Source organism: Nostoc sp., from assembly GCF_036919575.1.
In the GTDB taxonomy this organism is placed as follows: Bacteria; Cyanobacteriota; Cyanobacteriia; order Cyanobacteriales; family Nostocaceae; genus Nostoc.
In genome coordinates this window covers 25,857-39,987 of record NZ_JBALBY010000029.1, presented here as the reverse complement: position 1 = coordinate 39,987, position 14,131 = coordinate 25,857, and the positions used below count along the sequence as shown (strand labels likewise).

Sequence of the window (14,131 nt, the reverse complement as noted above, 5' to 3'; positions counted from 1 at the left end):
AATGTTTCTACCAATTCGTTATTTATTACATGGACAGTCTGACAAATACCATAGTCAAGAAAAACTATATATTATTTCTCAATCTGATTCCTTATGGTCAAAATTAGCTCAAAAGGTTTTGTCAATTACAAATGAGTCATGGCGATTAATTAATTCTGCTTTATCTCGGTCAATTTCTGAAGAGAAATTCGTTCAACTTGGTATCAGTCGTTTAACTTCCGATGCTGTAATAGACTTATTAAATCAATTACGAAATGAATCGAGTAACTTTGTTTCACTTTTTGACAAAATAGAGTTAAATGATGATGAGCGAAAAGACATATTAAATGAGATAGGTAAAAGTCCTCAAAATCAAGATTTATGGAAATCGTTGCCATTACATAAAAGCATTGCAGATATTTTAGTAAGTATTCAAGAAAATACTTATTTGCAAAATCCTGATCTTCGCGATCAATTCTTTTTAAATGAAGGATTACTAGGAAAGGTGACTTTAATTAAACAGAACTCTAATATTTTACATTTACAAGAAGAAGGATGGATTCTGCAATGGAATGCTTCTGCTGCGATGAATGTATTATTACAAGAATCTAATCCTCACGATTATACGGAATTAATTTTGAAGGTTTGGCAGCAGTCTTCCTCTGATGTCAAGCATGAATATCGTGATAGATTAAAGGAAGCAGCATGGTTAAAGTTATCATCTGGTCAGGCGATCGCCCCTAAATACATTCTGAAATATCCTGAGTATTTGAAACACTACGAACAGGATTTAATTAAATTAAACGAAGGTTATCATTTAAAATCTAATTTGGTTCAACTTGGATTAAATTATCAATCAATCTCTAGTTTATTTAGCGAATGTATCGAAGAAAATATTTTGCTGGATGTATTAGAAAAGCAACCATCTTTATATCAAGTAATCATCATAATAATATCTAACAATTCCTCTATTTTATCTCGCCAAATTATTTCTAATCTTCAAGCAACTCAGTGGCTGATCACTACTGATAATACACCCGTTAAACCATCTCAGGTTCTCTACACACCTGAATCTAAATTAGAGTCAGAGATACAAAATATTCTCTATGAGATATCAAATACTGATTTGATAACAGTATCACAATTACATCATGAAATTCGGGATAATCAGAATGCTTTAAGATGGTTAAATAGTCAACTATTCATTAAGGGGAATGACGTTTTAAGAGTTGTTGGTAATATAATATCGCAATTTCCTCAATATTATTTAGGGCAATTTACAGAAGATGAATTTCCTTTGGACAATGCTTTAGTGATATTTCGTGGGATTGGTAACAATATTTTACCTGTATGGAAATTAGTTGACCAAGTGGTAAAAATACTAGGAAAGGAAAACTGTAAAAGATATATATTACCTCATATTTTACAACCTATTGAAGAGTCAAGGATAATTAATTTATTGGGTTGGATATCTGAGTCTTTTCAATTCACCGATACAACAGCTATTGAAATTTATAATCAATATCTGGCACTAGCTGTTAATAGTATAAATTTTGGTACTGCGATTCTACCTAATATATTGTTGCTTAATCGTTTAGGTCAATGGAAATCTCCTAAAGAATTATGCGTCAACATTCCTAATATTGCTGAATGTCATATCTTAGATGCAACGCAAGAAGACATCATAAAAATTTATTTAGATCAACTTTCACAAGCAACTCAGCAACAAATTATTCAACAACAACATGAAGGACAAGAACAAGAAAATACCGTAAATTTAGAGCAATATTTTCAGGATTGGCATTATCATGTTTACTCAGAAGCCATCGGTGCATTTATTTGTTTAATAGCTAAAGACAATGAAAATCTCAGAGAATTAGCACAAACTTTCCTAAGAAATAGAGACTTGGATCTAGTGTATGATAGGTTATTGGGGATAGTCTCATCTCGGTTTTTTTCAGTAGTTGAATCCACAGGAGATACAGAGCAAGTACCATCTTTAATTAGTGGAGATTCTTTCACTGCTGGTAAGAAGCAAGGAAGAACAGAAAGTATTTTTGTCAATAGATTAGATCAGCATACTACCAAACTAATATTATCATCTCTTAATCCTTCAGAATATAATAGAGAAGAATTATCTAATTTATTAAAAGAATCTGCTAGAAATTTGATTAACAATGTTTATCAAGTAAGAGATGTCAGTGAACCTTTAGATAGAGTTTGGACAAGTTTAACGGAATCTGAACAGCTAGACGTACCAGTAACCCGTAATGTCATTCTAGATAGCGCACCATCTATTATAAAATTTTTAGGAGTTCATAATCAAGATGAACAAATCAATAAAATTCTTTTGGAATTAAATAAAGCTGTATCTATACGTGAGGAATATCGAACTTACTATAGAGACTTCAGTAGTATTGATCAAAATATTTATAATCTAAAACAACAGCTAGGTAGTATTTTAGAAAATAACAGTCCAAACAATACTGCATCTTCTGTTTTATTACAAGCAGTTCGAGACAAAATAAAACAGTTCGGTTATCAATTGACAAATATTCCTTTTGAAATATTCCAAAATGCTGACGATGCTTTAGTTGAATTAGAAATGATGGCTCAAGGACAGCCAGTATCAACTGAACGTAAAAAATTTATTCTTGAAATTGACAGGAATAAACATACTATTACTATGATGTATTGGGGCAGACCAATAAACTGTTTTGTCCATCCTGACTATCCCCTACGTGACTATCGAGATAAGGGATTTGGACAAGATTTAGAAAAAATGCTATCGTTCAACTATTCCGATAAACCAAATGACAGTAATAATTTAGAAACTTCTCAAGTTACAGGTAAATTTGGTTTAGGATTCAAAAGTGTTCATTTGATTTGTAAAGAGCCTTATGTCTTTAGTAATCGCATAGCTTTTAAGATTGTTGGGGGGTTAGTTCCTAGCCAGTTAATAGCTAATAGTAATCAGCCGAGCAGGATCAGTAGTGATCGGCTTGAGCAAAAATTACAGCGATATAATCAAAATATATTTGATGGAACAGCGATATTTTTACCCATTGATTCAAGTTTAGGTTTCGCTATAGATGATATAATTAAAGATTTTGAAAAATTGTTAGGGCTATTGCTTATTTTTGCAAAAAGAATTAAAAAATGTCATCTTGTAAAACAGTATGAAACAGTTATATGTTGGAAACCTCGATATTTATCAGCAGAAGAAAGCATTGAAATCGGGGAAGTAAGAATTGGAGAATTTACAACTAATGCTTTATGCCTAAAATTAGGTAATTATGGAAATTTTGTAATTACTTTAGATGAAAAAGAAAATAAATTGCGGGCTTCATTACCTAATGGTGTTCCTAATATCTGGGTAACAGCACCAACCCAAGAAAGATTAGGCTTAAGTTTTATAATTAATGCTTCATTTGATGTGAATACAGGTCGAGCAAAAATCATTCCTACTGATAAAAACAATAAACTCGCAAAAGAGTTAGGTATTGAATTAGGAAATCAGTTATGTCAATTATTTAATATTTCTAAAAATAATTGGGAAGAATTTAAACAACTTGTGCAACTTCATCGAACAACTCATTATGAGTTTTGGAAACTAATTTGGGATGAATTAGCAATAAAAACATTAAATCAGCAATCTAATACAATTCGTGAAATACTTTCTGGGAATAAAGGAATGGGGCATTTTTTAACTCGGTGTCCTGCATTACCTAATGGTTTATGGGGAGATTATCAACAGCTAGTTTTAGCTCAAGATGTTCGCTATATTGTTGAGAATATCTTAAAGAAAGAGGATGTTTTTACTCATGTTTTTCAATGGCAAAACGTTCGAGATAATTGTGAAAAACACACGATTATTCATGGTAATGAATGGGATAAATTTCAGCAGCTTATCTCCTATTCTCCTGTTCAAGAACAGTTTCATACAACAACATTAAACCTACTTAAAGTTTTACAGTGGCAATTAATAAATTCTCAAGCTGATATCCAAATAGCACAACAAATAGGCGAGTTAATTAATAAAACGAGCCTAGAGGATATTAAACAGAATAGTTTATTAGAATATAAAGGATTAATTGATTGCTTAAGTAAGGTTAGCTTTTTAAGTAAAGCTGATACTTACCATCATAATTACAATCTACTGGATATCAATAGTGGAGATATTGAGGAACAATTATTGTCTGCTTTTGCACCAGATGATTGTGTTTTAAATACACAATACATATCTAGAGGATTAGAATTTTTCTATGCTTGTCGCCAAGAAAAACCAAGTATAGGAGAGGAAAAATTGCTCGAATGGATTGATATGATTGAATCAAAAGATGAAGACCGAAAGTTAGCGGTTAAAAAATATCTGGCTCTTCTGATGATAAAACATGGTAGTTTACCCTCAGAACTAGTGGAAAAATTGAAAAAAATTGATTGGGTAGAAAAGATTATTAATCATATTAATCAGGATGAAGTCATAGACGAACAACAGCCGGAAACTGATGGTGTTAAAGATACGACAAACCAAGATGGAACAGGAGATCGAGAATGGGGAGAGCCAGGAAAAAAACTTGCTGAGTTATTTTATAATCATATCTATAAGAATCAAACAAATTATAAACTTGAAAACCACTATGCTCATGACTACTTATTATGTATAAATGAGGAACGGTTTAAGATAGAAGTTAAAACCATTAGTAGTAGAGGAGTAAGGTTCACTTATCCTGAATGGAATCTGTTAGTTATTGAAAAGAAATTTTATGAGTTATTTATCGTGGAACATTCAAGAGGTACAGTTTTTAGAGTCATTCGGATTCAAAATGTTTGGGATACTTTAAAGCAAGCATTAGAAAATTTAGAATTACAACCATTAACAGAAGAAACTAAAGATATAGAATCTTTAATTGGTTTACAGAAAGATGACTCAAAAAATATTATTATTTTAAATTGGAAAAGACTTGTGGATGATTATAAGGAAAGGAATGGCAACGAGAATATTATGATCTATAGCTGTCATGCAGAGCTTATTAAAGGGACACGAAACGTCAATGTATTGAAAAATTTCAGTTTAAAAAAATAGATATTTTTATGCCGTATCTTTCTTAAGCCCAGAAACGATCGCAGACTTAACCCATAGCCAAGTTCTAAACTGCGTTAGGAGAGTAGCAACAATCACCATTAATGGTTCCGAGCGTGACAATAAATCATCTAGCGATCGCAAAAGTTGATTGCTTTTTCAGTTAAAGGATCTAAAGATTAAAATAGAGTTAGTAAAGGTAGGATTTACTTGATTAGGAGGTTCTATGATGACTTTACAAGAAATTATTAATTCTATTGAAAGTTTACCCACAGAAGATCGAGAGTATTTATTTGAGTTTCTTCGCCAGCAACGAATTGAGAATCGGCGGGTTGAAATTTTGGCTAATGCTCAAGAAGTGATGCAGGCTTTTAAAGATGGGACAGCAAAAAGGGGAAGTGTTGATGATTTGATCGCTGATTTACTAGGAGATGATGATGGAAGTTGTCTGGAGTAGTGGATTTAAGCGCTCTTTGGATTTAGAGATTAAAATAGAGTTATTAAACGTAGGATTTACTTGATTAGGAGGTTCTATGATGACTTTACAAGAAATTATTAATTCTATTGAAAGTTTACCCATAGAAGAACGGGACTATTTGTTTGAGTTTCTTCGTAAAAAAAAGGAGGAATCTAGAGGGGATAATTTTTGGCAGGGATTACAAAAATTTAGAAGCGTAATCCAAAGCGAGGGGATTATCTTTACTGATGATGATTTCGCTAACTTACGCGATCGCAGTGTGGGAAGAGAAATTGATCTATGAGCTTGAAATACTTACTTGATACCAATATTCTCTCAGAGCCAGCACGTCCTATTCCTAATGCTAATGTTTTGCACAAACTAGATATTCATAAATCAGAAGTTGCCGTTTCTAGTGTTGTTGTTCATGAACTTTTACATGGCTGTTTGCGATTGCCAGAATCTAAGCGGCGAGAGTCACTTTGGAATTATATTCATGAATCGATATTAAATTTACCAGTCCTTGATTACGATTTAAATGCGGCACAATGGCACGCCCAAGAAAGAGCTAGATTATCCAAGATTGGCAAAACTCCTGCTTTTGTAGATGGTCAAATTGCAAGTATTGCTTACTGTAATAATTTAATCTTGGTAACTAATAATGTTTCTGATTTTGAGTTTTTTAATAATTTAAGGGTTGAAAATTGGTTTGTTAATAGGACTGAATTTGTCTAAGGCGACATAAACTCGATCGCTAAACTAAGCGATGTCTCACGACAAGACGCAAAGCGTCAACGCAGACAAAAAAATAGCACATCCTCAAGGATGGCTATTTGTAGAAATTATTAATTTGGCTTTTTGCTAAGTATGTGAGCAAATTGAATATATGCTCAACTACCAACTTTAGAACGGAATATCATCTGGATCTGGTTCTTCCGCTTTCACTGCTGGATAAGTGGTTCGCTCATAATTTGTGGGTTGGGGTACGGGTTCGTAACTTGTCGCTTGGGGAGTAACGCCAACAGGATTTGTCGCCGGGGTAGGTGCTGGACGTGGTGACTCGTAACTGGGAACCTCTTTCTGTGGCGGACGAGATGTTGAAGATGGCTGTGGTGGAGACGTTTCACTAAATGAGGGAGTTACGGTTGCTGAGGGCAATGGATCAGTATTAAAACTACCTCCAACAGGTTGAATTTGTTGCACGGTTAATTCAGCGCGTTTTTCTTTAAAACCTTCCATCGGAACAGTATTCATACTTAAACGTCCTACCAAGATGACGCGATCGCCTTGGTGGTAGTTTTGCTGAATTTCTGTGGCTAAATTCCCCCAGCCGACGACTTTCAGGGTCGCTGGTGGATCTTCTGGTTTCTGGGAATTGGGAAACTGCACCAGCATTTCCGTGACTCCCAGATTATCCGCCGTATAGCGGAGTTGCGGCTCGTTAATAATTTCCGCCATCAAAACGCAGCTGTTCATTATAATTTCTCCTGACTGCAAAAAGTGCTGATTCAAAAACAGGGGGTTTTTCTATGTAGTGCCAACTAATATCTAGATAGGTTTAATTGTTTGCATCTTTTAATAATGTTTGAATAAATTTCTTACTTTTAGTTATTCTTAGCATAAAAGCCAAGCGATCGCTTTGAACAGCATTAAATATGCTACTCGCCACCTTCGCTTGACTAAATAAGCATTGAATTCTGCCTTGAGTAGTATAATTGTACCATAAATTTTGGAAATAGAAAAAATTCTTGGCAAAAATTAAGTCTTGATGTGAACTGGAAAACACCCAAGGCGATCAACCTTCCTGGAAGGTCGCGCAGATGGGTAAATTGGACAAACACTATATGAGCCGTCGAATTGACGTTATATTAGCTACTACGTATTGCATGATCAAAAGATGTTTAACGACAGCAATAACTCCGAAGCTAACCAAGCTAGTGTTCTCTACAGACATGGCGACATTCTAATCAGACGTATTGCTAACTTACCTGTCGGTACTCAAATTTTTATTTTTTCGGCAAAACCTACGCAGTATTGGATGGTACTAAATAATACTCTTAATTTCACTTCATGCGATCGCATCTATTCATCTGATTTTGCTGATAATTTGGACAAAAAGCGCCTAATTTTGTTAGCAACTCCTTGATTAACATTATTTAGGCATTAATTTAAGTAGATTTATGCAAATAAAAAAAGGAGAATATTGCTACTCTCCTAACGTAATATGAGGGTAAAATTTCAGCTTAGTGATTAAAATGAGCTTGACGTTGACGCAATTCACGAGCGCGTTGTTCACGAGCTTGACGCTCACGCAATTCACGAGCGCGTTGTTCACGGGCTTGACGCTCACGCAATTCACGAGCGCGTTGTTCACGGACTTGACGTTCGCGTTGAACTTTACTGTTATTAACAGCTACAGTATTACGATTAAAATGATCATGCTCAGATTTAAATTCAGCAGCATTAGCATTTTGAGAAAGAGCAGTAATTGAAGCAGCTGCTAATAAGCTTCCAAGAAGAATAGATTTTAAGCGGTTCATATATCCTTTAATCTCCGTTGCATTGCTTGATTTCTATATTCTCAATATAATCGGAATAATCACGCACACACCTGTGTCAAAAGTCACGTTTGAATGGTTACTTTTGTCACTAATACTATGATTTATATTTGATTTTTGAAATCGGATAACGGTCGAAACCTTCCCTGATATAGGTTATACCCCAGTATGCCTAGTTACACCGTTTTACTTTAATAATGATAATGATACAAATACGTTGGTAGGGGCACAGCAATGCTCATTCGTGTCAACTTAAGCCGAAACTCCTTTAAAATCTCGTTTATAGCCTCTGGCTAGAAATGCAGTTCCTGGTGGCTCTGCCGCAAGTTACGGAGGCGGAGCCTCAATGAGGGGCATTCCCAGTCTCCGACTGGGAACGAGACAATGAGATAATCTGCTAAAAGCTGGTTTTAGGCTGGCTTTCACCTTAAGTTGACACGGATGAGCAATGCTGTGCCCCTACGAGAAATCTATATGTATCAGGGTTTGTGTGAACTGGTATCACACAATCAGAGGATTTTAGATTGAAAAGAGCAATCAAGTCACTTGCTCTGTGTCATTTAATTTCAGATTTTGCGGAAAGTCTGAGCGGAGGCTTCTGAGGCGCTAATAGGTAATGTAAACCAGAAGGTTGCGCCTGCATCCAATGCACTATTCACACCAATTTCGCCACCGTGAGCATTGATGATTTGCTTACATAGATACAAGCCCAATCCTAAACCTACGGAATTGCCGATACTAGTACCCCGAAAGTAAAGGTCAAAAAGCCGATCGCTTTGTTGTTGACTAATTCCCACGCCGTTGTCATTAACAGTACAATAAATTATGTCATCCTTACGGATAGCGTTGATTGTCAAAACTAATTCCGGGGGATTGTGTTTCAGAGCGTTGACGATTAAGTTAGAAAAAACTCGCCATAGTTGCGTAGAATCAGCATTCACTAATGGCAAATCTGCGGATATCAAATTTGTCAGCTTGGCTTGATTTTGTGCTAGTAATGGCTCTAAATCTGCGATCGCAGCTTCGACAACTGCCAGTAATTGTACGGGTTGGCGTTGCAAAATAACACCTTGCACCTCGCTGACATAAGCTTCCATCAAGGAATTAATTAAATTAAGTTGGCGATCGCTACTTTGAATCATCCGCTCTAAAATTGAGCGTGAAATCGAAATATTATCCTCTGGACGTGAAAGCAAATTTTTCAGCACCATTAAACTACCCAGCACTGGGTTGCGTAAGTCGTGAGAAACTGCATGAAAAAATACTCGTAGTTCTTCTTCAGTTTGTTTGCGCTGGGTAATGTCTTCAATTAAACCTTCGTAGTAAAGCAGTTTAAGATGTTCATCATGCACTGCATAGGCTTTTTCCGAAATCCAGACAATACTCCCGTCTCGGCGATAAATTTGGGACTCAAACTCGGAAACGCTGCCATACTTTTCCATCAGACGCACAAATTCTGCCCGCCGGTTCGGATCAACGTACAATTGTTCAATATCAGTGAAATTTGCTGTCACCTCCTCCGCTAAGGAGTAGCCATAAATGCGTGCTAAAGCCGGATTTGCCGTAATGTAACGTCCATCGGGACTGCTTTGAAAAATACCTTCAACGGCGTTTTCAAAAATGCTGCGATATTTAGCTTCTGCAACCTTGAGTTTTTGGTACGCAGATTCTAGTTCTTGACGAGCGTAAAACTCAGAGCGTTGCAAGCGATCGTACAGATAAACTCCGATGTCACATATAGCACAAAACCAAAAAATGTATAAGATAAAGGTTACATTATATATTTCTGGGTGTTCGGGGATTGGTGTTTTTAGTCCAAGGGCTGTATTTACACCAAAATAGTAAATCAGCACACCCACTTCACATAGCAAGTGAAGAATCCAGCAGACGGGCATCAACACAGCTTGGCTCAAAAACAGCAACGACCAGCCGATGGTGTCGGGTAATGCGAAACCTCTGATGGTTGCAAACAACTGCGATGCTAGACTAATTGACCAAGAAGACCCCAAAAATAATAAATCTGGACGATGACGACCTAACTTAGTTTTATGTAAGGCAAAGCAAATAATTATACTCGCAAGCATTGCAACATTGATCGCAAGGCTTTTAGCTCTAAGTACTTCTGGCAGGCTTTCCAACTCCTTTAAGGGGAAAAACAAGCCGTAAATGTCTCGCAAGGTAAAAGACAAAAGACAAATTAGCACCAGCCATAACCATAAGCGCAATCTTTGCCACAAAAAATGGTTACGCCAAGCTTTGTAAAGAGTAGTGGTTTCATCTGTTGTTGGTGCAGAAAAGGTTTTTCTCCACCACCTTTGCACTGTTGTAAATTGAGTAGATATTAGCATCCGAGCAACTTTGCCCATACCGTCGAGAGTGTTTCCCTTACTGGTTCATTTACTCTCGCATTTTTTGGTGATTCATGGGCGATTTGTTGCGGATGAAGTTGCTAGAGGTAATGTAAACCAGAAAGTTAACCCGCGCTTGCGGTTACTAATAACACCAATTTTACCGCCATGTGCCTTGATAACTTTCCGACAAAGATACATTTTTAAGCCAATGCTTGTAGAACAAGAATCTTGGGGATCGCGGACATGGAGATCAAAGAGGCGATCGCACTCTACTTTACTCATACCTACACCGTCATCTTGAATCTGAGTGCGAATCATTCCAGCTTCAACGCTGGCACTCAGAATCAAATTTAATCCTGGTGGATTATTTTGCAAGCTATGTGTTATTAAATGTGCCAAAACTTTCTGCAAGCAAATTCCATCTGCCATTACTAACGGTAAATCTGCGGGAACCAAGTTCTTCAGAGTCGCTTGATTTTGTGTCAGCATGGGTTCCAACTCGGCGAATATTCCTCCCAGTAGGGTGCTAATTTGCACAGGTTCGGGTTTGATTTCAATACCCTGTTTTTCACAGGAATTAATTTCTAGCAACGAGTTAATCATCGTCAGTTGGCGATCGTTGCCTTGAATCATCCGCTCGATGATTGACCGAGATACTTCAATTGGGGCTTGGGAAGAGGCAGAGGGGCTCTTAGCAGGGAACAGAGGGGAAAGAGGTAATTTTTTATTCTCCCCCTTGCCCCCTGCCCCCTGCTCCCCTGCTCCCCGACTCCCCACTCCCCACTCCCCACTCCCCACTCCCTGATTTAACAAATTCTTTAACACCATCAAGTTACCCATCACCGAAGTTCGTAAATCGTGGGCAACCGTATGCAAAACAACATCTTTGACGCGATGCAATTTTTCAACTTCTTGCATTTTCTGCTGCAACTGTGCTGTCCGTTCTTGTACTTGGTGTTCTAAATTAGTGTTAAGTTCTGCTAGTTTTTGGCATATCTGGCTTTGCTGAATGGCGATCGCTACCTGTTCTGACATCTGCTGTAACAAATCAATTTCTATTGGCTGCCAATGACGCGACCCTGAGCATTGATTGGCAATTAACGCCCCAAATAATTCGTCACCTAGCATAATTGGTACAGCCAAAGTAGCCTTCGTTTGGAATTTTCGACAGTGTGCTTTTACTTTGGGAGATACTGATATTTTTGTTATATCTTCAATGACACGAACAAGATTATCTTTTAGTAAGTTTCTTAATTCTTGGAGATAAGCTTCATCATTAGTAGACCAACCTGTGACTGATGGATACTTGGGATCTACTGATTCGGCAAGAGTTCTGACTCCTAAATTGGCATTATTTAAACCAATGAAAACTCGATCTGCTTGCAGAAATTGCCTAACTTCTGTCACGGTGGTTTGGAGAATTTGCTCTAAGTTAAGCGAAGACCGAATTCGCACTAGGGTTTCTGCCAACAAGCGATCGCGTTGTGCAGAAAGGCGTAATTGCGCTTCTACCTGCTTGCGTTCTGTAATGTCGTGATGCACTGCTAGGATGCTCTTGTTACCATTCAAATCAATGATTTCGGCTGAAACCAGCGTTGTAATTATCTCGCCAGACTTTTGCCGAAATTCAGATTCCAAGTTGCGAACAACTCCTGTGCCTTGCAACTCCTGTAACAAATTCAGGCGATCGCGATCGTGTACCCAAAGATTTAACTCAAAAGCAGTTTTACCAATCACCTCATCTCGCTCATAACCTGAAAGTTTCACAAAACTGTCGTTAACTTCGATAAATCGTCCTTCTTGCAGTGTACTAATAGTAATTGAATCGGGGCTGCAACTAAAAGCTTTAGAAAACTTTTGGGCAAGATTTATTAAGGAAACTTCTGATTGTTTGCGTTCTGTGATATCTCGGACAATTGCGAGGATCTCATCTTGACCACTCACTACCAACCGCGCTTCATAATCTCTGACTCCCAAAGGCGTTGGTAGTTGATATTCGCAAGTTTGCAAAGTTCCAGAATCTAAAGTTTTAGCGATCGCTACTTGGCTAATCGCCGCAACATCACTGGGTAATAACTCTTGCAAATTTTTTCCCACTATTTCTTCTCTCGAAAGAGTGATATTTGCTCCCTCACTTTTTAAATCGAGATACTCACCATCGCGGCTGATCCGAAACATCAAATCGGGGATAGCATCCAAAATTGCTTTATACCGCGCCTCACTCTCTTGCAATTTTTCTTCGGCTTGTTTTCGGTCTGTAATATCCATAACCAAGCCATTCCAAAGAAGATCGCCTTCTGCTTGTAATTCGGGTTGCGAAGTACCTTGAATCCACTTAAGTTTACCACTAGGCGTAATGATCCGACCTTCCCAATGCCAAGGTGTAACAGTGGTTCTACAAACAGTAATAGATTCTGTAAAAGCTTTTATATCCTGTGGATGAATTAGTTTATATAGCACCTGGAAGTCTGCCTGTAAAGCTTCTGGTTCTAATTCATACAAATATTGACAACCAGAACTAACATAAGGGACAAACACAGAACCATCCTGCCGTTGCAGAATTTGGAAAATCATTCCTGGTAAATTCACACCAATTTTTGAGATCAGGTTAATAGCCTCTTGCTGGCAATTTGGTGCATACAGCCATTTTACAACGGTTTCATCCACTCTTTGACCCTTTGATAGACAAGCTATTGATGTACAATAAAAAGCCAGAATAACCAATTTAACAGTTTTGATTCTGTAGGGATAATCGCTAACAGAATTAAAATAGTACCTTCTTTCAGAGTAGTTCCTGATGAGGCGATCGCATTCACCCAATCGGGTGAACCAGTTGTCAAAGATATCAAAGAGCGAATCAGTTAAGGACTAAAGTCCAGACTACAAACTTATTTACCTAGATAGTTTACTTAACAGACTACTAGAATATATGTATTACTTCCACCCAAACTGATAACATGAATACTACCACCGTCAGTTTACCTCCTACCCTCGAATTAAACATCGATCTGACTAACGAGCAATTTTTTCAGCTTTGTCAAAATAATCGAGACTTAAAGTTTGAGCGGACGGCTTCAGGGGAGTTAATTATTATGCCACCTACGGGGAGTAGTACTAGTGACCGGAATGCTGATTTAACTTATCAATTAAGAGATTGGAGTCGTCAAAATCAGCTAGGGAAATCCTTTGACTCTTCTGGTGGTTTCAAACTTCCCAATGGTGCAGAGCGTTCTCCAGATGCGTCCTGGGTGAAAATCGAACGGTGGAATGCTTTGAGCGAAGCAGAAAAAGAAAGATTTGCTCCTTTGTGTCCCGATTTTGTGGTTGAGTTAATGTCTTTTAGTGATTCCTTAGAAAAAACGCGAGCCAAAATGAGGGAATACATGGAGAATGGCGCAAGATTGGGCTGGTTAATTAATAGAAGACAGCAGCAAGTAGAAATTTATCGTCCCAATCGAGAAGTTGAGATTTTCCAAAGTCCTAAAACTCTATCGGGAGAAGATGTTTTGCCAGGATTTGTTTTAGATTTGCCGGAAATTTGGTGAGTAATTGCCTACCCTGAGAAATAAGATCCCCGACTTCTTAAAGAAGTCGGGGATCTGCGAGTTTGTAAATTAAAAAACTGAGATAATCAACTTTGATCGCAACAATCAGATAGAAAGTAGTTTATCTATACACTTAATCTAGTGTTATGGCAGTTTTC

The 14,131-nt window shown here is 37.3% G+C and carries 13 protein-coding genes; 6 read left to right on the top strand and 7 right to left on the bottom strand.

The window, feature by feature from the left end:
- The first annotated feature begins 1 nt into the window (after nt 1).
- Nucleotides 2-5,065: a hypothetical protein gene (locus V7K27_RS09615; RefSeq protein WP_334946510.1), complete on the top strand. Its 5,064-nt coding sequence runs from the start codon at nt 2-4 to the stop codon at nt 5,063-5,065.
- Between the two features lie 6 nt (nt 5,066-5,071).
- Here the strand turns inward: V7K27_RS09615 and V7K27_RS09610 are convergent, their stop codons facing one another.
- The gene (locus tag V7K27_RS09610) at nt 5,072-5,206 is read right to left on the bottom strand and encodes a hypothetical protein (protein ID WP_334946508.1); all 135 of its coding nucleotides are present in this window, start codon (nt 5,204-5,206) and stop codon (nt 5,072-5,074) included.
- 82 nt (nt 5,207-5,288) lie between these two features.
- Here V7K27_RS09610 and V7K27_RS09605 point away from each other — a divergent pair, with 82 nt between their 5' ends.
- The 3 genes from V7K27_RS09605 (at nt 5,289) to V7K27_RS09595 (ending at nt 6,254) form a co-directional block, all read left to right on the top strand.
- On the top strand, nt 5,289-5,519 hold the full coding sequence (locus tag V7K27_RS09605; protein ID WP_334837719.1) for a hypothetical protein: 231 nt from the start codon (nt 5,289-5,291) through the stop codon (nt 5,517-5,519).
- A gap of 76 nt (nt 5,520-5,595) precedes the next feature.
- Nucleotides 5,596-5,823 (top strand): hypothetical protein, encoded by a 228-nt coding sequence (locus tag V7K27_RS09600; protein WP_334946506.1) that lies wholly within the window; start codon nt 5,596-5,598, stop codon nt 5,821-5,823.
- Entirely contained in the window at nt 5,820-6,254 is a 435-nt protein-coding gene (locus tag V7K27_RS09595) for a type II toxin-antitoxin system VapC family toxin (RefSeq protein WP_334946504.1), read from the top strand. Before V7K27_RS09600 ends, V7K27_RS09595 begins: the two co-directional genes overlap by 4 nt.
- Nucleotides 6,255-6,422: 168 nt before the next feature.
- Here the strand turns inward: V7K27_RS09595 and V7K27_RS09590 are convergent, their stop codons facing one another.
- Both V7K27_RS09590 and V7K27_RS09585 read right to left on the bottom strand, forming a co-directional pair.
- Nucleotides 6,423-6,995, bottom strand: coding sequence for a single-stranded DNA-binding protein (locus V7K27_RS09590; protein WP_334946502.1), 573 nt, complete (start codon nt 6,993-6,995; stop codon nt 6,423-6,425).
- Nucleotides 6,996-7,133: 138 nt separating this feature from the next.
- Nucleotides 7,134-7,274: a hypothetical protein gene (locus V7K27_RS09585; protein WP_334946501.1), complete on the bottom strand. Its 141-nt coding sequence runs from the start codon at nt 7,272-7,274 to the stop codon at nt 7,134-7,136.
- Nucleotides 7,275-7,416: 142 nt separating this feature from the next.
- Between V7K27_RS09585 and V7K27_RS09580 the strand changes: the two genes are divergently transcribed.
- The gene (locus tag V7K27_RS09580; protein ID WP_334946499.1) at nt 7,417-7,665 is read left to right on the top strand and encodes a hypothetical protein; all 249 of its coding nucleotides are present in this window, start codon (nt 7,417-7,419) and stop codon (nt 7,663-7,665) included.
- A gap of 97 nt (nt 7,666-7,762) precedes the next feature.
- Here V7K27_RS09580 and V7K27_RS09575 read toward each other — a convergent pair whose 3' ends face one another.
- The 4 genes from V7K27_RS09575 to V7K27_RS09560 form a co-directional block, all read right to left on the bottom strand.
- Nucleotides 7,763-8,059: a hypothetical protein gene (locus V7K27_RS09575; RefSeq protein WP_334946498.1), complete on the bottom strand. Its 297-nt coding sequence runs from the start codon at nt 8,057-8,059 to the stop codon at nt 7,763-7,765.
- 584 nt (nt 8,060-8,643) lie between these two features.
- Complete coding sequence (locus tag V7K27_RS09570; RefSeq protein WP_334946496.1) at nt 8,644-10,425, bottom strand: PAS domain-containing sensor histidine kinase; 1,782 nt, start codon at nt 10,423-10,425, stop codon at nt 8,644-8,646.
- 72 nt (nt 10,426-10,497) lie between these two features.
- Nucleotides 10,498-13,095 carry a sensor histidine kinase gene (locus V7K27_RS09565; protein WP_334946494.1) on the bottom strand — a complete coding sequence of 866 codons (2,598 nt, stop codon included), beginning with the start codon at nt 13,093-13,095 and terminating at the stop codon, nt 10,498-10,500.
- Between the two features lie 23 nt (nt 13,096-13,118).
- Nucleotides 13,119-13,268: a hypothetical protein gene (locus V7K27_RS09560; protein WP_334946492.1), complete on the bottom strand. Its 150-nt coding sequence runs from the start codon at nt 13,266-13,268 to the stop codon at nt 13,119-13,121.
- Between the two features lie 117 nt (nt 13,269-13,385).
- On the opposite strand from V7K27_RS09560, the gene V7K27_RS09555 reads away from it, so the two are divergent.
- Nucleotides 13,386-13,973: a Uma2 family endonuclease gene (locus V7K27_RS09555; RefSeq protein WP_334946490.1), complete on the top strand. Its 588-nt coding sequence runs from the start codon at nt 13,386-13,388 to the stop codon at nt 13,971-13,973.
- The last annotated feature ends 158 nt before the right edge of the window (nt 13,974-14,131 follow it).

Excerpts from the sequence above, each read along its gene's own strand:
- V7K27_RS09615 (WP_334946510.1), top strand. The coding sequence starts at position 2 with ATGTTTCTACCAATTCGTTATTTATTACATGGACAGTCTGACAAATAC.
- V7K27_RS09605 (WP_334837719.1), top strand. The coding sequence starts at position 5,289 with ATGATGACTTTACAAGAAATTATTAATTCTATTGAAAGTTTACCCACA.
- V7K27_RS09600 (WP_334946506.1), top strand. The coding sequence starts at position 5,596 with ATGATGACTTTACAAGAAATTATTAATTCTATTGAAAGTTTACCCATA.
- V7K27_RS09595 (WP_334946504.1), top strand. The coding sequence starts at position 5,820 with ATGAGCTTGAAATACTTACTTGATACCAATATTCTCTCAGAGCCAGCA.
- V7K27_RS09590 (WP_334946502.1), bottom strand. The coding sequence starts at position 6,995 with ATGAACAGCTGCGTTTTGATGGCGGAAATTATTAACGAGCCGCAACTC.
- V7K27_RS09580 (WP_334946499.1), top strand. The coding sequence starts at position 7,417 with ATGTTTAACGACAGCAATAACTCCGAAGCTAACCAAGCTAGTGTTCTC.
- V7K27_RS09575 (WP_334946498.1), bottom strand. The coding sequence starts at position 8,059 with ATGAACCGCTTAAAATCTATTCTTCTTGGAAGCTTATTAGCAGCTGCT.
- V7K27_RS09570 (WP_334946496.1), bottom strand. The coding sequence starts at position 10,425 with ATGCTAATATCTACTCAATTTACAACAGTGCAAAGGTGGTGGAGAAAA.
- V7K27_RS09555 (WP_334946490.1), top strand. The coding sequence starts at position 13,386 with ATGAATACTACCACCGTCAGTTTACCTCCTACCCTCGAATTAAACATC.